The following is a 21,116-nucleotide window of genomic DNA, read 5'->3' on the forward strand; positions in this document are numbered from 1 at the left end:
ACAGCAGAACCGTACTGTACACAATTCTGCCGTTGTCCCCCCTTTTTCTACTTATTGGGCAACCAGCGCAACGACGCGCAAGGGGCTGCCAGAGCCAGCTTCAATCTTCAAAGGGGCCGACATGATCAGCGCACCTTGAGGGGGCAGTTGATCCAGATTGCACAGACACTGCAGACCGTAGCGGTTGGCACCGTGCATCAGGGTGTGGCAAGGGTAGGCAATAGGCCAAGCGTAGGATTGACCTGCATCGGTGTTGATGGTTTCAACGCCAAAACCGTGAACCTTGCGCTCGTGAATCATCCACTCCACCGCTTCCTGTGCTGGGCCAGGCGTGTGAGCGCCGTCTTCACGCATGTTCAGGAACGCCTCGGCGTCGTTCACGCGCTTGGACCAGTCGGTGCGAAACAGTACCCAGGCGCCTTCAGGAATACGGCCATGCTTGGCTTCCCAGTTCTGCAAAAACTCCGAGGTCAGGATGAAGTCTTCGTTCTGGGCCACTTCAGCAGAAGCATCCACCACCACGGCAGGGCGCAGGAAATTGTCCACCGGAATGGTATCGACGGTGTTGTCGGGATGATCCTTACCGGAGATCCAGTGTGCTGGCGCGTCAAAGTGGGTACCTGTGTGTTCGCCACAGGTGAAGTTGTTCCAGTACCAGCCTGGGCCGTTTTCGTCGTATTGGCTGATGCGCTCAATCGAGAAGCCCACCGTCTGGCCAAACTGAGGGGGCAGTTGCAAGGCGGGGAAGCTGGGAGACAGAGTCTGGGTCAGATCCACGAAACGGACCTGCTTGCTGTCGATCGCCTGGATAAAGGCTGCCAATGGGTTCTTGTCGCTCATGTCATCTCCTACTTAGATCTTATGTCATCGTTATAAGTGCCTGCCCTGCAAGGCGCAGGATAGGGACCAGCCGTTAAAACAGCCCGCTCCTTCAGGCCCGGCGCTGCCCTTTTTTACAAAAGGCAGTGTGCATCTTGAACCGCTGCGGCCAGGCCACGGCGGTTTTTTTTGAGCCGGTCGCTTGAGCAAAGCGACCCGTCAAAAAACGGTCCCGATCCAATACTGGAAAGGGACCGTCTTGAACCTGCTTACACTTCCTTGTCGTCCAGAACGGAGAACTCGGCAGGATTCAGGTCTGGCTGGGACGCGGCATCGCCTTCGTAAAAGCGGGCAGGGGTCAGCGCCTTGCGATTCACACGCAGGTCAAACACGTCAAAACGGTTGTAGTGACCCGTGATGTCGTGCATTTGACGCGGCTGGATGCAGCGCGACAGATCGATGTCGGCGTAGGCAATGCCTTCCTTGTCGATCAGTGCTTCGCCCTGCACGCGGCCATCGGGACCAATAATGCCCGAGAACGCGCTGTTGGGACGAGCCAGCAGCTCACGTGCTTCAGGATGGCTGGCCGACATGGCTTCGATGATTTCCTCGGAAACCGTCGAGCAAGCCACCACCGTAAACACCTTGCCTTCAAAGCAGTGAGCCGCAGCCCGCAGGCGAATCGCTTCGGCCATGTCGTAGTCTTTTGGTGCCACGGGCAAGGCAATGTAGCTGGCAACGTGGACCAGTTCACCTTGCGACAACAGGCTGAAACGAGCCAGCGTGTTGGTGTTTTCACCGCAAGCCAAGGCACCCAGCGGGCCGATGGTAGTGTCATGCACACGCATCGAGGAGGCGTCACCGTTGGCCCAGGTCAGCTTTTCAGCCCAGGTTGGAACCAGTTTGCGGTGACGACCCAGAATGCGGCCATCGGCACCGATGGTGACCAGCGTGTTGTAAATGGTGCCGATGCCAACGGGACTGCGCTCGTTCACACCCAACACCACATTGACCTTGCGCTGGCGGCAAACCTGCGCAACCTTCTGGATCTCGGGACCGGGCACTTCGATGGCCGATTTGCACAGGCGCTCGAACCACGGGCTGCCCTCGATCGGGTTCATCACCCAGCTCCAGTAGGGGTAACCGGAGACGAACACCTCGGGAAAGGCGATCAGCTCGGCACCGTTGTCGGCTGCTTCATTGATCAGACGACATACTTTCTCGATGGTCGCATTCGTGTCCAGGAACACAGGCGCTGCCTGAACGGCGGCGGCCTTGAACTGACGCAATTCCAGCATCATGCTCTCCTTTACTTAGTTTTGGGGGGTCACGTCCACGATGGGGTGACGCAATTCGCCAATGCCTTCGACCACTGCGTGCACCACGTCACCAGGCCACATCCACTCTTGAGGATCACGGCCAGCGCCCACGCCTTCTGGGGTACCGGTAGCGATGATGTCACCGGGTTCCAGCGTGATACCGGCACTGATGTCTGCGATCAGGTCGTTCACGTTGAACAGCATGTGCTTGGTGTTGGAGCTTTGCTTGGTCACACCGTTGAGCGTCAGGCTCAGGTTCAGGTTGTGAGGATCGGTCAGCTCGTCGGCCGTCACGATCACGGGACCGAAAGGAGCGTAGGTGTCCTGGCCTTTGGAGTAAATCCACTGACCGGCACGACGGCAGTCGCGGGCGCTCACGTCGATCATGACGGAGTAACCGAACACGTACTTCAGGGCGTCTTCTTTGGCCACGCGCTGAGCACGGGTGCCCATGATCACGGCCAGTTCCACTTCCCAGTCCATTTGCTGAGTGATGTTCTTGTTGTGCTCGATAGCGTCGCCAGGGCCAACCACGGTGGTGGGTGGCTTGGAGAAAATCACGGGCTGTTTAGGCAGCTCTTTGGAGGTGTCCAGCGTACGGCTGGATTCGGCCACGTGTTCCACGTAGTTCAGACCGATACCAAAGATGTTCTTGCGTGGGCGTGGGATAGGAGCCAACAGCTTGACGTTGGCCAGGGGCAGCGCCACACCAAAAGGCATATCGTCGGCGTAGGTTTCCAGCAAGCGAGCCGTGGAAGTCACAGCGGCTGGGCCCAGGTCGATGAAATCGAGCATATTGTCAGGCAGCATGTGGCCTGTGGCGTCGCCCAGGTAACCCAGGTCAACCACCAGATCGCCCACAATGGCACCCAAGCGGCCAGCGGCAGCAACTTCACTACGGTACGTTACAAGACGCATTTCTATCTCCAGATTGGGCCATCTTGTGCAGATGGCTTGAATAAATCGGGTCGGCCCGCCTTGGCAGGCCGTCCAAATAAGTTAAACAAGTAGTCTTACAGCAGGACCTGGTGGCCGCCGTTCTCTGCCAGCGCTTCTTCGCGGTACAGATTCAGGGCGCGCATCACGGGCAGATCGTGGAACGAGAACAGGCAAGCGTCATCGGACGAGGAACCGTTCACGTGCTCGTGGAACATCCAGGATGGTACGCAGAAAATGTCGCGTTCGCGCCAGTCAAAGCGTTTGCCATTGATGATGGAATACCCTTCACCTTTGGCGCATTGATACATGATGCTGCCCGTGTGACGGTGGGCCTTGGTGTGCTCGCCAGGACGCAGCATTTGCATGCTGGCGCCAATGGTAGACATGACAGGGCCGCCAGTCAGCGGGTTGATGTAGTCCATGATGACGCCATCAAATGGGCTGCCGTCCGTGACCTTGGCGTAGGCCGACAAAGCTTCGTAAGTAGGCTCCCACTCGTACTTGAGCAGGGGCGAATACGGTTTTTGCCAGTCGTGCAAGGTTGGCTTCAGGCCACGGCCACCCCAGATACCCACCGCGTCATTGACGGGGTGCGTAATGGCTTGGGACAAGTCAGGGTGAACCGCGTAGAAACCGGCTTCCAGTGCGTTGACCAAGGGGATGTCCAGTCCGTCTTGCCAGATGCAAGGCAGGCCGTCCGCTTCAACGCCATGCTCGTGCCAGCAGCCGTTAGGCGTGAGCACGAAGTCATTGGCGCCCAGCGTCATCTTGTGGCCGTCCACGATGGTGTAGGCACCACGGCCTTCCATAATGAAACGCAGGGCCGAGGAGGAGTGAGCATGAGCGGAAGCCGCTTCGCCCGGTTTCATGACCTGCAAACCGGAGTACAGCCAACCCACCGCCGCCGAGACTTCCTGGCGACCGGGGTTGTTCAGGTAAATCACGCGACGACCGGCCTTTTCAGGGCTGACCAGATCGACCGAACGCAACACGTAGTCGCGCAGGTCGCGGTAGCGCCAGACCACTGGCACGGAGTCAGACTTGGGCTCCCAGGGCTCAATCTTGTTGGCCACGGTCCACAGGGCGCCGGCCTCAAACTGAGTCAAATCCTGGTAGTACTTCACCAATTCGGGCGTGTCCTCAACATCTGCACGACCGAGCACGCTTTCGCGGTGGGTGTCAAAACGTTCTTCCGACATGATGCTGTCTCCTTCTGTGTTTTATGACTTGGCAGGGCCGTCCTGGGCCACTGGCGCACGTTTGATTTGACGCTGCAACCAGTCCTTGCCCCATTCGTACTGAACGGGCCAGGCCAGGTCGGTGTAACCCAGCTCCGCAGCCTGACGCTGAGGCCAGTTTGCGTCGGCCAAAAAGCCACGCGACAGGGCACACAGGTCAGCACGGCCTGCAGCAATAATGCTGTTGGCGTGATCCGCTTCCATGATCGAACCCACCGCCATGGTGGCGATACCGGCTTCGTTACGGATACGGTCGGAGAATGGTGTCTGGTACATGCGGCCGTAAATTGGCTGCTGCTCCAGCACCACTTCACCCGAGGACACGTCGATCAGATCGGCACCGGCTTGCTTGAACAGGCGTGCAATTTCCACACCGTCGTCCGCCGTGTTGCCGCCTTCGGCCCAGTCGGTTGCCGAGATACGCACCATGATGGGCTTGTTCTCTGGCCAGACGGCGCGGATAGCCGCAAACACTTCCAGCGGGTAAGCCATGCGATTTTCCAGACTACCACCAAACTCGTCACTACGCTGATTCGTCAGCGGCGAGATGAAGCTGGACAAGAGGTAGCCGTGGGCCGCTTGCAATTCGATGCAGTCAAAACCGGCCTGATCGGCGCGCTTGGCCGCAGCCACAAAGGCGTCACGAATTTCGTCCATCTGGGCACGGGTAATCTCGGCAGGCACGGCAGTTACGCCCGCCTGATACGGCAGGGCGGAAGCCGACACCAAGGGCCAGTTGCCTTCAGCCAGCGGCTGATTGGCTTTTTCCCAGCCCAGTTGCGTCGAACCGCGACGGCCCGCATGGCCCAGTTGCACACCAATCTTGGCACCCTGTTCGTGGGCAAAAGCCACTACAGGTTTCCAGGCATTGGCCTGCTCGTCGTTCCACAGACCGGTACAACCGGGAGTGACACGGCCTTCAGGCGTCACCGCCGTCATTTCAGCCATGATCAGGCCAGCACCACCCATGGCGCGGCTGCCGTAATGCACTTGGTGCGTAGCACCGGGCATACCGTCCTTGGCGCTGTACATCAAGGTGGGCGAGAGCACGACACGGTTCTTCAACTGCATATCGCGCAGTTTGAAGGGCGTAAACATAGGCGAAGGGGCCTTTTCACCGTCGGCCAGCGTCATGCCGGCTTCGGTCGCCATCCAGCGCTCGTATTTTTCCAGCCAGGCGGCGTCACGCATGCGCATGTTCTCGTGCGAGATGCGCTGCGAGCGGGTCAGCATGGAGTAGGTGAACTGCTCGGGCTTCATATTGGCGTAACGGGCCACGTTCTCGAACCATTCGGTCGAGTTGCGGGCAGCATTCTGAATACGCAATACGTCCACGCTACGAGCGGCTTCGTAATCTTTCAGGGCCTCTTCCATGGACTCGTGGTCCATGTGCTGGGCCAGGGTGATGGCATCTTCCAGGGCCAACTTGGTGCCGGAACCAATAGAAAAGTGAGCGGTGTGAGCGGCGTCGCCCATCAGCACCACAGGAACTTTCTTGCCGGTGCCGTAATCTTGCCAGTGCACCCACTTGTTGCAGATAACGCGTGGGAAACGGATCCAGATGGCCGAACCGCGCAGGTGGGTGGCATTGCTGATCAGCTTGTTGCCATCGAGGTGGTCGGCAAACAGCTTTTCGCAGTAGGCAATGGCATCTTCCTGCGACATTTCGCCAATACCGGCTTTCTGCCAGGTCTCTTCAGGCGTTTCCACGATGAACGTGGACAGACCGTCCTGGAAGCGGTAGGCGTGAGCCTGGAACCAGCCGTGCTCGGTTTCAACAAAGATGAAGTTAAAGGCATCGAACACTTTTTCCGTACCCAACCACACAAAGCGGCAGTTACGGGTGTCGATATCAGGCTGAAACACGTCTTCGTAACGGGTACGCACAGCACTGTTGATGCCGTCAGAAGCGATCAGGATATCGGCGTTGTACTTGCGGGCCAATTCAGCTTCGTCCGTGACCACGGTCTCGAACACCAGCTTGACGCCCACTTCTTCACAGCGAGCTTGCAGGATGTTCAGCAGTTTCTTGCGACCAATCCCGATAAAGCCATGACCGCTGGAGCGCACGGCGCTACCTTTGAAATGGCACTCAATGTCGTCCCAGTGGTTGAACGCGTCACCGATGGTCTGCGCGGACACGGGGTCAGCTTCACGCAGGTTTTCCATGGTGGCGTCCGAGAACACCACACCCCAGCCAAAGGTGTCGTACGGTCGGTTGCGCTCGACAACAAAAACCTCGTTCTGAGGGTTTTGCAACTTCATCAGCAAACCGAAATACAAGCCGGCTGGGCCTCCGCCAATACATACGATATTCATGATATGTCCGTATGGTCTGAATACATGCTTTCGAGCATAGTATATTTATTAATAAATATTATACAAGTCAACTATTTAAATCAAAAAAAAATAGCTGACCTGCACACTGCCTGCTACTACTTCAAACTAGATCAAGCCTTGCTGCTTTCTGGCTGGGCAATCACATACTCTTGCATGGGGTTGCGCAGAAAATCAGGGATAGAAATACCCAGGTGCGTCTCCAGCGAGGTGGTCACCACGGTCTGGCGCACTTGCATACGCAGCACACCATCTTTACCGATGCAACGCAACAGCAGCGTCAAGGAGCTATTGCCAATGCGTTCCACACCCAGGCTCATCACCACATCATCACCCATACGGCTGATGGACTTGAACTCGGCCTCAATATGCACCGAGGGCATGCCTACCCGTTTGCTGGCGATCATGTTGTGAAAACCCTCGGGGGTCATGGAGTCGATCCATGCTTCCATCAGGTCGTTAAACATCACAAAGTACTGCGGATAAAAAACGATACCCGCTGGATCGCATTCCGAAAAACGGATGCGATGTTCTTGTTCGTACAGCTTGGAAACCATGTTGTAGACACCTTTTTAGCAAGTGTTTTGTGCGCCTGTTCGTGACGCTATCCGCATCCTGCCCGGTTCACAGGCCTGGCAGGATGCACCTTATGCTAGCCAGCAGCGCTTTGCAGATGGACCCGCAACAGGCCCAGATGCTGATGGATGTGCACGACTTCCTCGGTACCCAGTCCTTCAAACATTTCTGCAATCCAGTCGCTGTGGGCCTGGGCCATCGCCTCAAAACTGCTTTTGCCCTTGGGGGTCAGTCGCAACACCCAGGCACGTCGATCTGTCGGGCTACTCTGACGAGACACCATGCCCTCGCGGGCCAGCTCGTCAGTCAGTCCGGTAATATTGCCGCCGGTCACCATCAGATAGCGCGACAACTCACCCATCTTCAGGCCCTGCGGGTAGCGGTACAACTGGGCCATATAGTCAAAACGGGCCAGCGAAATATCAAAATTCTGGCGCAGGCGGCGACGGATTTCGTCCTCGATCTGCTTGGTGCAGGTCAGCATGCGCAACCACAGTTTCAGGCTGGCCGGGTCCTTGGGACCGACGCGCCCTTCAAAACCGGCATCGGCCGGCTCTACCAAAAATTCGAGTGCTGCTTCGCTTTGATTCATATTGTTTTTCCCCCAAGCTTTGGCTAATTCAGTTTGACCAACAGGCGGGATATTCTTGCTTGAACAAGTGGCCAAGTAGACACAGGATCTATGGCTTTCAGGGCCTTGGTCGCAGTGCCAATCCGAATTTATATTCTACTATGAATATTTTAGAAATAAAGTATTTGGGGGGTTAAATCCGTGTCCTCAAGGGTTTTCACCGAGGCCGCCCGAAAGCGGCCCGGTGTGACCCTTTACACCAGAGCGTACTGGCGCAGTGCCGCCTCCAGCTTGGTGCCGTGCTCGTCGGCCAATGCCGCATCACGCAAGGCACCCAAGATGGCAGGTGACAGGGTGCTGGGGTTACGCTCCAGCGCCGACATCACGGTCTGGTAATTACGCAAACCACGGACATGCGTATCGCCATAACCTTTGACCAGACGCTGGCACTGAGCAATTTCCAGCGCCAAAGCCGGGTGGGCATCGGCAGCCTGCTCGATCTGCTTTAGCCAGCCTTCAATACGCTGCTGCTCGGCCTGGTAACGCAGCGTACGACGACGCCAACGCTTAAAGCCCGACAGTACGTACAAAGGAATGAAACCGCGCACCGAACTGGTTTGAATAACACGACCGGATTTGGTCTGCGACTTCACCAGCTTGTTGCCCCAGGTAGGACGCATCAACCAACGGCCCACACTGGCAAAAGGCAGGATTTCGCTGATTTCTTCCACACGGGGATGCATGTATTCATTGATTGCCACGATCTGGCCGTCAGTTGCACGCACTTCTTTATGTACACGGTCAAAACGGCTGGAGCGGGTTTTCAGTTCGGCCACGCGAATGGCGTCCTCATAGGACATCCACAACGCCAGATAACGGCCTGTTTCACGGATCAGGGCCACATCGTCAGGACGGGCAAACTGGCTGATCTTTTTCAGGCGGTCCAGGTACAGATTGGCGTAGGCCACGTCCTGGAAGTCCAGAACCCGACGCACCCCTTCCACCACGATAGGCTGGGCCTGCTCGGGCACTTCGGCACGGACACGGTCAATCAGCTTGGCCACTGCAGGATCGCGAGGGGCCAACGTAGCCATATCAACCGGCTTGGTTTCCGAATCGGATTTGCCTGCATCGCCTTCAGCGACACGGGCGTAAGCGGCACCAAAAGCCTTCAGGCTGGGTTTGACGCCCACACCACCGCGCTCGATGGTCTGCTCGAACTGCGAGCGGCTAAAGGGCAGCACGCCGGTGCTGGCCAAGGCGCCAAACAGCACGGCGGAAATCACGCTGCCCGAGTCCTCGGCCGCTTTTTCCATATTGAAGTACACAAAACGCTTGGCCGCCTGGCTTGCGTGCGCAATCAGAGCATTGTCGTCCACACGGCCATCGCCCATGGCCGATTTTTCGGCAATGGAATAGACACGGTGCGTAGAGGCAATCAGCGTGGTGCGGTCCTCGGTGACCAGCCCACGTTGTACGGCGCGACCGGCTTCCATCAGCTCGGAGGCCAGCACCACATCCACATCACCGGGCATAGGCATCAGGGCCAGCACCGGCTTTTTGCCATCCACAGCCGCCGAATGCGGGAACAGTTCCACGTAGTAAATCGTGGCGCCGGTACGCTGAGCCACGCCGGGAACCGAGGTGGTCTGTGCAAAGTAGCCGTTTTGTTCGCCCAGATTGACGATCCAGTCGGCCAACACGCCGCCACCTTCGCCACCCATGGCCAAAATAGCAATCTTGATTGGTTTGATCTGCATGATAAGAATCTCTACGGGTGTACTTAGAAGGCCAGACGATCACGACGAGCAGCGTCACGACGCTGCAACCAACCGATAAAGCCACGGCGGGTTTTTTCGCGGAACTTGTCCCAGCCTGTCGGGTTGCTGACCACTTGTGCACGGTAGAAAGACGGGCACAGAATCGCGGCGTGGGAAACCTCACCACACAGACCGCAACCCACACAACTGTTCATCACATTCGCTACGGGGTCCTGACGCAGGGCGTCCGGATTGGGGCGAATCGACAGCGAAGGGCAACCGGACAAACGAATGCAGGAGTGATCGCCGGTACATGTATCCGGGTCCACACCAAAGCGCTCGCGCACCACACGTTCGCCAGCAGCCACGGCTTTACGTACCTGGCCTTTCTCACGCCGCTGACGGTTCAACATACATTCGCTTTGCGCCACCAGCACCTTGGGACCTTTTTCCTTGGTCGTCAGGGCTTCACGCAAGGTGGCCGTCATGGTCTTCAGGTCGTAGGTGCGACGAATCATGCGCAGCCATTCCACACCCACACCCCGCGCCGCTTTCTCGATCAGGTGACCGGTACTGCGGGTTTCGTTCTTGGCCTTGGAGGACAGAATATCCTGACCACCCGTGGCTGCGGTGTAGCTGTTGTCGATCACAATGGTCAGGTTGTCACTGCGGTTGAACACGGCGTTGGCAATACCGCTGGTCAAACCGTTGTGCCAGAAACCACCGTCACCCATGACCGAGATCGCGCGCTTGTCCGAATCCACATTCAAAGCAGCCGAACCGGCGCCACCCAGGCCGTAACCCATGGTGGTGTTACCCAGGTTGAAGGGCGGCAAAATGGAGAACAGGTGGCAACCAATGTCGGCCGACACGTGGTGTTCGCCCAATTCGCGCTCCACCAGCTTCAAGGCAGTAAAGATAGGACGCTCGGGACAGCCGGTACAAAACCCGGGGGGTCGGGCGTGGACGTTCTCGTCCAGGCTGCCCAAGGGTTTGATCTCAGCCGCTTCGACTTCCACCAGACTGGCTTGTTCAGCTTTAGGACGCTCCACGGTCTCGACTTTCATCGGAATCACGCGTGGCTTGCGAGGGGCCAGAGGCTCGACGCGGCCGTATTTTTCCATGAAGGCACGCAGGCCCTTCAACATGGTGGCAGTGTTGTACTCACCGGCCAATGGCAGCAGATCCTTGCCGTGCAGCGTCACATCCACATTGTGACGACGCACGATGTCGGAGATGTTCTGTTCCACAAAGTTGGGCTGACCTTCTTCCAGCACCAGCACCGCACGCTTGCCTTCACAAAAGCGAACGACTTCAGATTCAATCAAGGGGTAGGCCACGTTCATGACATACATGGGCACTTTGGATTCGCCGAACACATCGGCCAGATCCAGATGCTCCAGCGCACGGATCACGGTGTTGTAGCCACCGCCCTGAACGATCAAGCCCACATCATCGGTGCCATCTGCAAAGAACTCGTTCAGCTGACGCTCTTCGATGAACTTGACGGCATTAGGCCAGCGCTGTTCGATCTTTTCTTTTTCGTGCATGAAGCTGGCAGGCGGCAACACAATGCGATTGATATCGCGTGTGGGTTGCTCCATGGCTTCTTTAATAGTGAACTTGGCGCGGCGGTTGTCCGAGGCCACAAACTGGCCATGCACGTGGCAGGCGCGAATCCGCAACTGCAACATCACCGGGGTATTGGACGCTTCGGACAGATCAAAGCCGTCTTTAACCGCTTGCACAATACAGGGCAGGTTGGGGCGGGGATCGAGCATCCACATCTGGGATTTCATGGCAAAAGCGTGGCTACGCTCCTGCATGATGGACGAGCCTTCACCGTAGTCTTCGCCCACAATGATCAGCGCACCGCCCTTGACCCCACCCGAGGCCAGGTTGGCCAGCGCGTCCGAGGCCACGTTGGTGCCTACCGTTGCTTTGAAAGTAATGGCGCCACGCAGCGGGTAGTTAACCGACGCAGCCAGTGTTGCCGCCGCCGTCGCCTCGCTGGCGCTGTTTTCAAAACGGATTCCGTTCTCTTGCAAAATGTCCTGGGCATCGGCCAAGACGTCCATCAAGTGCGAGATAGGTGCACCCTGGTAACCGGCCACGTAGGACACGCCTGATTCCAGCAGGGCCTTGGTCACCGCCAGGATGCCTTCGCCACTGAATACGTCTCCATCACCCAGGCGCAGCTTTTTGACTTCTTCGACAAACGATCGCTCAGCCATTTTTCTTTCCTTACTTACCGCTCATTATGAACATGGTATTTATTTTCATATGAATATGTTTATATCTCAACATATCCATCCTCATGGTTTTCCCTAGTAAAGTCAGCAAACTATTTGCGACACGCAAACGGACAGCTTGGTTATAGTGAGCCCTGTTGCCACCATGTGGCACCCACTAGCCCGTAATGACAATAAGCACATGAGCCCCACCGAACACGACACCGTCTTTGTCGAAAACTACCTGCCCGCCTTATTGGCCCAGGCCAGCCAACTGATCTCTGCCGAGTTCCACGAAGTGGTGCTAAGCAACGGTTTGTCCATTTCCGAGTGGCGTGTCCTGTCCACCCTGTCGGGCGCGGGCGAAGTCAGTATCGGCCACTTGGCTCGTATTGCAACGACCAAACAACCGACCGTCACCCGCTTGCTGGACAGACTGGAAAAACAGGGTTTGCTGCGCCGCGTGGCCCACGATGTGGACCGCCGTATCACGCTGGTCCGTATTACCGAAGAAGGCCAAACCCTGATCTCCGGTCTGATTGCCAAGGCCCGCCTGCACGAGCAGGAAGTGGTGCAGCGCCTGCAGCCACTGGATGTCGGTGCCCTCAAGACCACCTTGCGGCGCCTGATCTCCGAGCAGCACGACTACAACGATCAGTAAAACGCAGCGACACCCGTCACACTATTGGTTCAAACCCTGCAAGGGGCTGCTCTGACGGTTCGAGTCCGGTCTTTAACGGTCGCCAACGTCATGAAACACCACCCGCGCACCACTGGAACAGTGCGTGGGTGGTGTTTTTTTGTCCGCTCAAGCCATTCAGTCTCATCACACCCTGTCCGACCAACAGGCCGGCACAGGGTGCGATCAAACAACCCGCCTATTCAGGCTGAATACCCAGTGTAGGAATCAACTCAGCATAGACCTTGGAGTCATTTTGCACGCGCTCCAGAGTCTGGGCCGGGGTGGTGTAGAACTGGGCCAGTCCACGGCTCTTGAAAGCGGCCAGCATCTCGGGCGTTTTCAGGGCCGCATCGACCTGTTCCTGAATCTCCTTTACGGTGTCATCCGGTGTGGTACCAGGAGCGAACAGCGCAAAGGTGGTCGTGGGGATGCTGTTGGCATGACCGCCTGCTTCCTGCACCGTCGGCACGTTGGGCAGCAACTCCGTACGCTTGTCTGCCCCTACCGCCAGCACGCGCACCTTGCCACCATCCACGTGTTGCGAAGCCAGAATACCGCCAACCAGCATGGCATCGGTCTCACCGCCCAAAATGGCATTTGTGGCCGGGGCCATACCCTTATAGGGAATGTAGGTGAAGTTCACGCCTTCTTCACGGGCCAGCAAGCCCATACCCAGGTGCGTAACGTGTCCGCGACCACCTGTACCCACATTGGTATCACCATTGGCTTTCTTGGCCTGAGCAATGAACTCCTTGTAATCCTTGGCCGGGAAGTCATTACGCACCAGCAGGTACAGATTCACACCGGCTACGGTGGTGACCGGCTTTAAGTCCTTTTCCCATTTGTAGGGCAGGTTACTGTAGAGCAGGGGATTGGTGGAGACCGCCAGACTGTCCACCATCAGCAAGGCAGAACCGTCACCCTTGGCTTTGGCAACATTATCAGTACCGATAATGGCATTGGCACCCGGGCGGTTTTCAATCACAAACACCTTGCCGGTGGCCTTGTTCAAATGCACACCCAGATCGCGGGCCAGAATGTCAGGCTCAGTGCCGGGTGGGTAAGGGACCACAATACGAACCTGATCCGTCGTCGGCCAGGCAGCCTGAGCCATCATCGGGGCCAAGGCCCCCACACCTGCCACCAACAGGGCCAGCGTCGTATTTTTAAGCTGCTTCATTGTCCACTCCTTATCGTTATTGATTGCGGTCCGCCACCCACTGGTAGCCCCCGCAGCGCATTTACCATCGTCCAATCAAGATATTCATCATGCGCTCGTGCGCATTGGTACGATCCTCTACCGCAGCCCAGCTCTCGCTGGCACGTCCTTTCAGGGTGTCGTGCCAGTCCAGCAGGCCTTCTTTCATACGCCGACAAACCGCTGCATACGCCGGGTCTGCGCCCAGATCGTGCAGCTCGTCAGGGTCTTGCCTCAAATCGAACAATTGTGGCCGGTAACCCTGCCAATGCATGTATTTATACTCGCCATCACGCAACATCAGGCCACGGCATTCGTCCACGCCACGACCCAGAATCTGGCGGGCTTCCCGATAGGCATAATCCAGGCTGGCCACGGTGTATTCACGTGCCCAGTCCGACTGACCGTGCAAAAGCGGAATCAGGGAACGGCCCTCCACCCGGTGTTCCTGGGCGGGCAGATGCAAGGCATCCAGAATCGTGGGGGTGACATCCACACACTCCACAAAGGCATCGCTGCTTTGGCCGCGTGTGGCATTCGCGGAGGTTCGTGGATCCACCACGATCAGCGGCACGCGAATGGCGCTTTCAAAGAAGTACTCTTTCTCGCCCAGCCAGTGGTCGCCCAGTAAATCGCCATGATCGGAGCTAAAAATGATCAGGGTATCTTTCAGGCGATCTTGCTGCTCGAGCATGTCCAGCAAACGGCCGACTTCATCATCAATCTGCTGGACCAGGCCCATATACACGGGCTTGATGGTGCGCCAGACCTCGTCCTGGGCAAAAGACTGGGACTCTTCATGCTGCTGATAGGCCGCATGCACCGGATGCGCATTCTGGCGCTCGTGTTCCGCACGCAAGGGGGTACAGGCGTCTTCCGGGCCGAAACAGTCGTGGTAGGGTGCCGGAGCTTTATAAGGCCAGTGCGGTTTAATGAAAGACAGGTGTAAGGTCCAGGGTTCTTCGCCTTTGGCCGTGATGAAATCCATGGCCCGCTGGGTGAAGTACGCGGTTTCAGAGTCCTGTGCCTGTACCCGTGCGGGCAGGCTGGCATTGCGCATGTACCAACCGGACGCAAACTGCCCCTGAGCATCCTGGCTGCCAATCACATAGTCTTCCCAGGGACGCTCGCTGTCGTAACCCTGGGCCTGCAAATACTGGCGGTATTCGCTATCCGGGCCCATTTCAAAATGGCCGTCATAACGCTCAATCGCGGTAAAACCACCTTGCCAGAAACGCTCGGCAGCCTCGGGCTGAACCTGAAACCGTCGAGCATTGGCGCCAGCTGGGTCCGGTACATGGTGCGTCTTGCCCAACAGATGGCAGTCCCTTCCCGACTGGGCCAGATAATCGCCCAGATACAGCTCGTCGATGGGGTGAGGGACGCGGTTCCAGGTGACCCGATGCGACAAGGGGTAGCGGCCGGTGTAGTACGAGGCGCGTGACGGTCCGCAGACAGCCGAGTTCACATAGGCGCGATCAAACCGCAGTCCCATCGCCGCCAAACGATCCAGATTCGGCGTCTTTAGCGCACCACCAGGGCGATAACAGGACAGATGATCGGCGCGTAACTGATCACACATGATGAACAGTACATTTTTAATTTCCAACGACACTTGGCTGTGCTGTGCCTGATCCATGTCCACCTCGTCAAACCGGGGCCGGGTCCATAAGGTGCCCAGCGTCACAAAAAGAGTAGGCCATGTGTAAGCAAATACAGAACAGACCCGCTTATATTCCCGATTATTACCGCAGTCTGAGAAAAATTTCCGAATAATCCGATTGTTTAGGTATAAACCAGTAGATCGGAGTAAGGCTCGCTGTTGCTCCCCACTGACAGGCCTGAGCGTGGTTAGAATAGGGAATCAACCACTCCGTTTTTACGAGGGCACATGAATAGTCTACGACGCATGCTGCAAATTCTGGACTTGTACGGTGCACATACGCCGGTGCTGGATGTGGAGACCATCTGCACCCGCCTGGGCTACCCTCCCGCCACCACCTATCGCTATCTGAAAGAGCTGTGCAATAGCGGCCTGTTGATTCGCAGCCCAGAAGGCTACGCCCCTGGGCCACGGTTTATAGAAATGGATTTGCTGATCCGCGAATTTGATCCGCTGGTCAGCCGCTGTCGCCCCCTGTTGCGCTCGCTGGTCGAGCAAACCGGGCTGGACGTACTGATCGGCCAGCAATACGGCGAACGCATCTTGACCACCCATCAGGAAACCGGGCCGGGGCGTTTCGAGCTGCTGTTTGGCCGTGGCCGAACCATGGACATGTTCCGCAGTTCCACGGCGCGTATCGTTACCGCTTATCTGCCCACCCGCCATCTGCGTCGTCTGTACGAGAAAAATCAACATATTGACTATGTGCAAGGCCTGGGCAAGGAATGGCCGGTTTTTTCGGCCCATATGCAGGAGCTACGCCGCGCGGGCTATTGCATTACCAAGGAGCAGATCAATCCGGGTATCGCCGGGATTTCCGCGCCTGTGTTTGACGATGCCAAACGAATCTTCGGCAGCCTGACCTTGCTGGGAAGCCTGGAGCGCTTTGAGGCCATCAATCCCGACGCCCTGGCCAGCCTGATTCAACCCGCTGCACGCGCTGTTAGCCGCGCTCTGGCCCAAGTCTGAGAACTGTGAGCCGACAAGAACCAAGCCGCGCCTGGTCCCGCATCAGCTCGCGGCTTTGTCTTGGGCGGTTTTAAAACCAAACGCACTTGGCACTAAGCCCGCTGCAGCCGCACTAGCCAATCACAGCACCTGATCTACGGCTTTGATTTCCGCTGCTCCTGTTTCCGACCCTTCTTTTTCTCCGGCTCCGCCACTTTCACCGGCGGATGGTTCACCACCCCAAACGGAATATGCACGGAGGGCAAGGTCTGCGCGGTCGGAATCAGGTGCGTGGTCTGATCATCAAAGAAGATATGCGGCTGCAAGACTTCCAGCACCCGCCGCTTTTCAATGCCGCCCAGAAAGAAAGCCTCGTTCACCTCAATGCCCCAGCTACGAATGGTATTGATTACGCGTTCATGGGCCGGGGCATTGCGCGCTGTCACAATCGCAATCCGCAAACGCGGCACATAGCTGGCATCCTGCTCCTGACGCTGCTGCTCCACTTCCTGAATATGCGCCAATTTCAGCAAAAACGCCTGCAACAGGCCCGGATTATGGGGCTTTTGCACCAAACGCACTTCGTGCTCGAAAAAGGCCGGCAGGCCGCCTTCTTGCTGATACACGCGCTCGGACTCGTCGTCCGCGATCACCCCGTCAAAATCAAAGGCCACCCGGATAGGCTGGTCATCGTAGGCATCCTCGTAGGATGAATTCAACACTTGGCCTGCAGGATAACCTTGCTGCACCGCCCGGTGCACATCCTCCTGGTTGGCTGACAGAAACAGGCTAATAGACAGCGGCTGAATATAAGGGCTGGGGTCGCCCCCTTGCAAAAACACCGCCCGCGTAATGTCCAGATCATGATGGCGGATGGAATTCATAACCCGCAAACCGGTATTGGGATCGTTACGCGACAGCAACACGACCTCCACCAAGGGATCGTCGGGCGACAAATCATTCAAGGCCAGCAAACGCCGGATAAAGGAAAAAGCCACACCCGGCTTTAACGGTTCGTGCTCGCGTGCCAACTGGTAATCGCGATAGGCCGCCTCCCCTTGCTCCAGAAAGACCTGATGAGACTGGCTCAGATCAAACAAGGCACTGGAGGCCAGGCCAATGACCAATCGTTTTTCCAGGTCATACGCCATGGACGACTCCACAAGTCAGTAAAAAAACCACGTACCAAAACGGCAAGACGGCGCCAGTACTACCCAAACAGATCAAAGCCAACTACAGTGCAACCACCATCCCCTTCGTAAACCCGTGCCACCATGCAAGCTTCCAGAAACTATACCCTTGTCCTGGGCAATCCCCACTACTCGTCCTGGTCTTTGCGACCCTGGTTATTAATGAGCCACTTGGGCATGGATTTTAACGTGCGCTGGTTCAACTTTGGCCATCCCTTTAGCACTGTGGCCTTTCACGAAATGGCCCCGACAGGCCAGGTCCCTGTGTTGCATACCAATGGGCAAACTATTTGGGACAGCCTGGCCATTGCTGAATATCTGGCCGAACAGCACCCCGGCGTCTGGCCGATTGACCCCATTGCACGCGCCTGGGCTCGCAGCGCCAGTGCAGAGATGCACGCCAATTTTTCCTCGCTACGTAATCTGTGTCCCTTTGCCGTTGCCTTGCGGGCCCATCACCATCAGCACGATATGCGCCTGCAAGGTGAACTGGATCGCCTGCAAACCCTCTGGCAAGAAGGTTTGAGCCGTTTTGGTGGCCCCTTCCTGGCCGGCGAGCGATTCAGCGCGGTCGATGCCTTTTACGCCCCCGTGGTATTTCGCTTGCAAACCTATGGTTTGACGCTGGACAAGACGTGCCAAAGCTACATGAGTCGCTTATTGGCACTGCCTGCCATGCAACACTGGCATCAAATGGCCTGTGAGGACACCTGGCGCGACCCGGACCACGAGGCCGAGGTCTTGCATGTGGCTGAGGTACATCTGGATTTGCGCCAGCCAACCTAGTGTCAGCTATTTGCCATGTAAGTACAGACACGAAAGAGTATCCTTGATGGTCCCGAATGATTTCGCTGTCAAGGATTGCGTCGCATGGGCGATACGTACTTTCGTACTACACACTACCATTTCACCGATTTGGATCTGCAAGCGCAGGATACCTATACAGGCTCGCTGGCTGAACAAGCCCGAGCCAACACCGCCTGTTTACGCTTCGATGTATTGCGCAAGGACCAGCCCCCCGGACACTGGGTGCTGCACGAAAGCTGGCAAGACGCCCAAAGCTGCAAGGACTTTCACGCCAGTGCCCCCGCCCAGACCCTGCAACAGGCACGAGTCGAACATCACCTGAGCCACCCGAGCCAAGCAGCGGACGCTGACAAACCCGCAACGGCACGGCCCCCCTGCAAGAAAAGCAAGTGGGACCCTTACGTGTGGATCAGTATCGCCATGTGTATCGGGGTAATGGGTACGGCCTTGGCCAGCCCCCTGTATCCGCTGTACCAGGATCGCTGGGATCTGAACGCCAGCCACATCACCCAACTCTACGTGGCGTATATGGCCTCCGGCTTGACGGGCCTGCTGTTTCTGGGCCGCTTAAGCGACATGAAAGGCTTTATGCCCGTGCTGCGTACCGGCTTGATTCTGGTCACCAGCGGCGTAACCCTGTCCGCCTTTGCCTGGGATGTGGGCAGCTTTCTATTCAGCCGCATCATGATCGGGATGGCCTCCAGCATGATTGTGACCTCGGCCTCCATCGGTCTGGGGCAATTTAACCGGGGCGGGGATGTGCAACGCGCTGCGGCCACTACCTCGCTGATGCTGGCCTTTGGATTTGGCCTGGGCCCAGTGGTAGGTGGCCTGATCGCACAATGGATACCGAACCCACTGTTCTCCAGCTATATCCCCTCCATGATCCTGGGCGTACTGGCCATCTATGCCCTGTTTCAGATCAAGCCCATTGCCAGCAAACAGCCTGTTCCGCAAAAGAACAGTTGGCGCACCTGGATGCCGCGCCTGACGCTGCCCGCCACCCATTTACGACGCCCCTATCTGATTGGCTGCTTGTCTGCCTGCTGCGCCTTTGCCATGTTCAGTCTGTTTGCCTCTCTGGCACCGAGCTTCATGGCGCAAATGGTGCCTTGGCACGGCCCGGCCACCAGCGGCTTTTCCATCGGGATTATTCTGTTTCTGTCCTCGGGTTTCCAGTTACTGATCCGCCGCTGGCCCGCCAAGCGCAGCGTCATTGTGGGGCTGCTGTCCTTCACCCTGGCCTGTATCGCCTTGCTGATCAATCTGTGGGCCAGCTCCTCGCTACTGTTCATTGTGTGCGTACTGCTGACCGCCTTTGGCCACGGCCTGTGCATGTACGGCGGCATGTCCATCGTGCAACGTGTCTCCCCCCCGCACCAGCGTGCCGGCCTGACCTCCACCTACCTGATCACGGGTTACCTGGGTGCCATTTTGCCTATTTTGGGCCTGGGCTGGCTGGCCGACCACTTAGGCTTGGATCAGGGTCTGATGATCTTTTGCAGCTTGGTCGCCACTGCCGCCCTGACGGTTGCCATCATCGCCTACCTAACGCCGGTCCTGCATAAACCGACCTCTGCGTGAACCCGTCCCTGGGCAAGCCACCACCTTAGGTCGTGGCTTGCCCCCGTATATTCCCCTAGCCGATTTACGCCTCTTACTAGGGTTAGACCTGAACAAGAAAGGCGTTTGCACTCAGTAGAATAAAGCCACTCCTGCAACGCTTCGCAACACCACGCGACCGGATCCAGGTATCTCCCAAAAGAATAAGCAATCCTTATCAAGGAGGCATTATGGCTGTTGCATTAAACAAGCTGTTTGTCAGTCTGGGCGCGGCCTTGGCCTGCTCGGTCACCGCGCAGGCAGCGGGTTATCCGGACCACCCCATCAATATGGTGGTCCCTTTTGCGGCGGGCGGCCCCACGGACAACGTGGCACGCGCTCTGGCCGAAGCCATGCGCCCAGCCTTGGGTGAAACCATCGTGGTCGAAAACAAGGGCGGTGCCGGAGGCTCCATTGGCACCTCCCAGGTCGCCCGTGCCAAACCGGACGGCTACAACATACTGCTGATGCACATCGGCTTTTCCACGGCTCCTTCGCTGTACAAAAAACCCGGCTACGACGCCATCAATGGTATGTCCCCCATCGGTCTGGTGGTCGACGTTCCCATGACCATCATTGCCCGCGAGGACTTCCCGCCCAACAACATTCAGGAACTGGTGCAGTACTTGAAGGACAACCAGGACAAGGTTTCCCTGGCCAACGCCGGGATTGGCGCAGCCAGCCACCTGTGCGGCACCATGCTCACCGAAGCGCTGGGTATCGAGCTGCTGACGGTCCCCTATAAAGGCACCGCCCCGGCCATTGCGGATTTGATGGGCAAGCAGGTGGACGTCATGTGTGACCAAACCACCAATACCACCCAACAAATCAAATCCGGCAAAGTGAAGGTCTATGCCGTGACCAGCCCGCAACGCGTCCCAACCTTACCGGACGTCCCCACCATGCAGGAGTCCGGTTTCAAGGACTTTGAAGTTGGTATCTGGCACGGTATGTGGGCACCGAAGGACACCCCCCAGCCTGTCGTGGACACCTTGGTGAAAGCCTTGCAGACCGGCATGGCCGACAAGGACTTCCGAAGCCGCATGTCCACCCTGGGAGCGACGGTCATGGACAAAGAAGCCAACCCGGCCGCCTTGCAAGCCAAAGTGGAACAACAAGTTCCCCAGTGGGCCGCCTTGTTCAAGAAAGTGGGCGTAGAGCCCCAATAAAGTCTGTTAGCCCAACGGCTTTTGAAAAGGACGCTTAGGCGTCCTTTTTTTAAAACCTACCCCATCT

17 protein-coding genes are annotated in these 21,116 nt (G+C 57.3%); 5 read left to right on the forward strand and 12 right to left on the reverse strand.

Annotated features, from left to right (window positions below; translation table 11 throughout):
• Window positions 1-51: 51 nt before the first annotated feature.
• The 9 genes from AC6I6N_RS13855 to AC6I6N_RS13895 all read right to left on the reverse strand — a co-directional run bounded on the left by AC6I6N_RS13855 (window position 52) and on the right by AC6I6N_RS13895 (window position 11,793).
• A complete protein-coding gene (locus AC6I6N_RS13855) occupies window positions 52-840 on the reverse strand; it encodes a cyclase family protein (RefSeq protein ID WP_108727026.1) in 789 nt (262 codons plus the stop codon).
• 248 nt (window positions 841-1,088) lie between these two features.
• Window positions 1,089-2,117, reverse strand: coding sequence for a carbon-nitrogen hydrolase family protein (locus tag AC6I6N_RS13860; protein ID WP_108727025.1), 1,029 nt, complete (start codon window positions 2,115-2,117; stop codon window positions 1,089-1,091).
• A 15-nt stretch (window positions 2,118-2,132) separates the two neighbouring features.
• Window positions 2,133-3,056 (reverse strand): fumarylacetoacetate hydrolase family protein, encoded by a 924-nt coding sequence (locus tag AC6I6N_RS13865; protein ID WP_009463820.1) that lies wholly within the window; start codon window positions 3,054-3,056, stop codon window positions 2,133-2,135.
• A 95-nt stretch (window positions 3,057-3,151) separates the two neighbouring features.
• Window positions 3,152-4,276 (reverse strand): cupin domain-containing protein, encoded by a 1,125-nt coding sequence (locus AC6I6N_RS13870; protein ID WP_094195166.1) that lies wholly within the window; start codon window positions 4,274-4,276, stop codon window positions 3,152-3,154.
• Between the two features lie 21 nt (window positions 4,277-4,297).
• Complete coding sequence (locus AC6I6N_RS13875; protein ID WP_094195165.1) at window positions 4,298-6,634, reverse strand: bifunctional salicylyl-CoA 5-hydroxylase/oxidoreductase; 2,337 nt, start codon at window positions 6,632-6,634, stop codon at window positions 4,298-4,300.
• Window positions 6,635-6,765: 131 nt separating this feature from the next.
• Window positions 6,766-7,209 (reverse strand): acyl-CoA thioesterase, encoded by a 444-nt coding sequence (locus tag AC6I6N_RS13880; protein ID WP_094195164.1) that lies wholly within the window; start codon window positions 7,207-7,209, stop codon window positions 6,766-6,768.
• Window positions 7,210-7,304: 95 nt separating this feature from the next.
• A complete protein-coding gene (locus tag AC6I6N_RS13885) occupies window positions 7,305-7,820 on the reverse strand; it encodes a MarR family winged helix-turn-helix transcriptional regulator (RefSeq protein WP_009463824.1) in 516 nt (171 codons plus the stop codon).
• A gap of 233 nt (window positions 7,821-8,053) precedes the next feature.
• Window positions 8,054-9,559, reverse strand: coding sequence for an indolepyruvate oxidoreductase subunit beta family protein (locus AC6I6N_RS13890; protein ID WP_094195163.1), 1,506 nt, complete (start codon window positions 9,557-9,559; stop codon window positions 8,054-8,056).
• A 23-nt stretch (window positions 9,560-9,582) separates the two neighbouring features.
• A complete protein-coding gene (locus AC6I6N_RS13895; RefSeq protein ID WP_094195162.1) occupies window positions 9,583-11,793 on the reverse strand; it encodes a thiamine pyrophosphate-dependent enzyme in 2,211 nt (736 codons plus the stop codon).
• A 199-nt stretch (window positions 11,794-11,992) separates the two neighbouring features.
• Here AC6I6N_RS13895 and AC6I6N_RS13900 point away from each other — a divergent pair, with 199 nt between their 5' ends.
• A complete protein-coding gene (locus tag AC6I6N_RS13900) occupies window positions 11,993-12,451 on the forward strand; it encodes a MarR family winged helix-turn-helix transcriptional regulator (protein WP_009463827.1) in 459 nt (152 codons plus the stop codon).
• A 217-nt stretch (window positions 12,452-12,668) separates the two neighbouring features.
• Here the strand turns inward: AC6I6N_RS13900 and AC6I6N_RS13905 are convergent, their stop codons facing one another.
• Together AC6I6N_RS13905 and AC6I6N_RS13910 are read right to left on the reverse strand one after the other, a co-directional pair.
• Window positions 12,669-13,652 (reverse strand): Bug family tripartite tricarboxylate transporter substrate binding protein, encoded by a 984-nt coding sequence (locus AC6I6N_RS13905; RefSeq protein WP_094195161.1) that lies wholly within the window; start codon window positions 13,650-13,652, stop codon window positions 12,669-12,671.
• A gap of 61 nt (window positions 13,653-13,713) precedes the next feature.
• Complete coding sequence (locus tag AC6I6N_RS13910) at window positions 13,714-15,309, reverse strand: sulfatase-like hydrolase/transferase (RefSeq protein WP_094195160.1); 1,596 nt, start codon at window positions 15,307-15,309, stop codon at window positions 13,714-13,716.
• 252 nt (window positions 15,310-15,561) lie between these two features.
• On the opposite strand from AC6I6N_RS13910, the gene AC6I6N_RS13915 reads away from it, so the two are divergent.
• A complete protein-coding gene (locus AC6I6N_RS13915) occupies window positions 15,562-16,302 on the forward strand; it encodes an IclR family transcriptional regulator (RefSeq protein ID WP_094195159.1) in 741 nt (246 codons plus the stop codon).
• 134 nt (window positions 16,303-16,436) lie between these two features.
• Here the strand turns inward: AC6I6N_RS13915 and AC6I6N_RS13920 are convergent, their stop codons facing one another.
• Window positions 16,437-17,432 (reverse strand): 5'-nucleotidase, encoded by a 996-nt coding sequence (locus AC6I6N_RS13920; protein WP_094195158.1) that lies wholly within the window; start codon window positions 17,430-17,432, stop codon window positions 16,437-16,439.
• A 123-nt stretch (window positions 17,433-17,555) separates the two neighbouring features.
• Between AC6I6N_RS13920 and AC6I6N_RS13925 the strand changes: the two genes are divergently transcribed.
• From AC6I6N_RS13925 to AC6I6N_RS13935, 3 genes are all read left to right on the forward strand, one after another.
• Window positions 17,556-18,257 (forward strand): glutathione S-transferase family protein, encoded by a 702-nt coding sequence (locus AC6I6N_RS13925; RefSeq protein ID WP_094195157.1) that lies wholly within the window; start codon window positions 17,556-17,558, stop codon window positions 18,255-18,257.
• Between the two features lie 84 nt (window positions 18,258-18,341).
• Window positions 18,342-19,862 (forward strand): MFS transporter, encoded by a 1,521-nt coding sequence (locus AC6I6N_RS13930; protein ID WP_234354365.1) that lies wholly within the window; start codon window positions 18,342-18,344, stop codon window positions 19,860-19,862.
• 209 nt (window positions 19,863-20,071) lie between these two features.
• Window positions 20,072-21,049, forward strand: a complete 978-nt coding sequence (locus AC6I6N_RS13935) for a tripartite tricarboxylate transporter substrate binding protein BugD (protein ID WP_094195156.1) — start codon at window positions 20,072-20,074, stop codon at window positions 21,047-21,049.
• The last annotated feature ends 67 nt before the right edge of the window (window positions 21,050-21,116 follow it).

Source organism: Alcaligenes sp. LTN-3 (assembly GCF_059735605.1).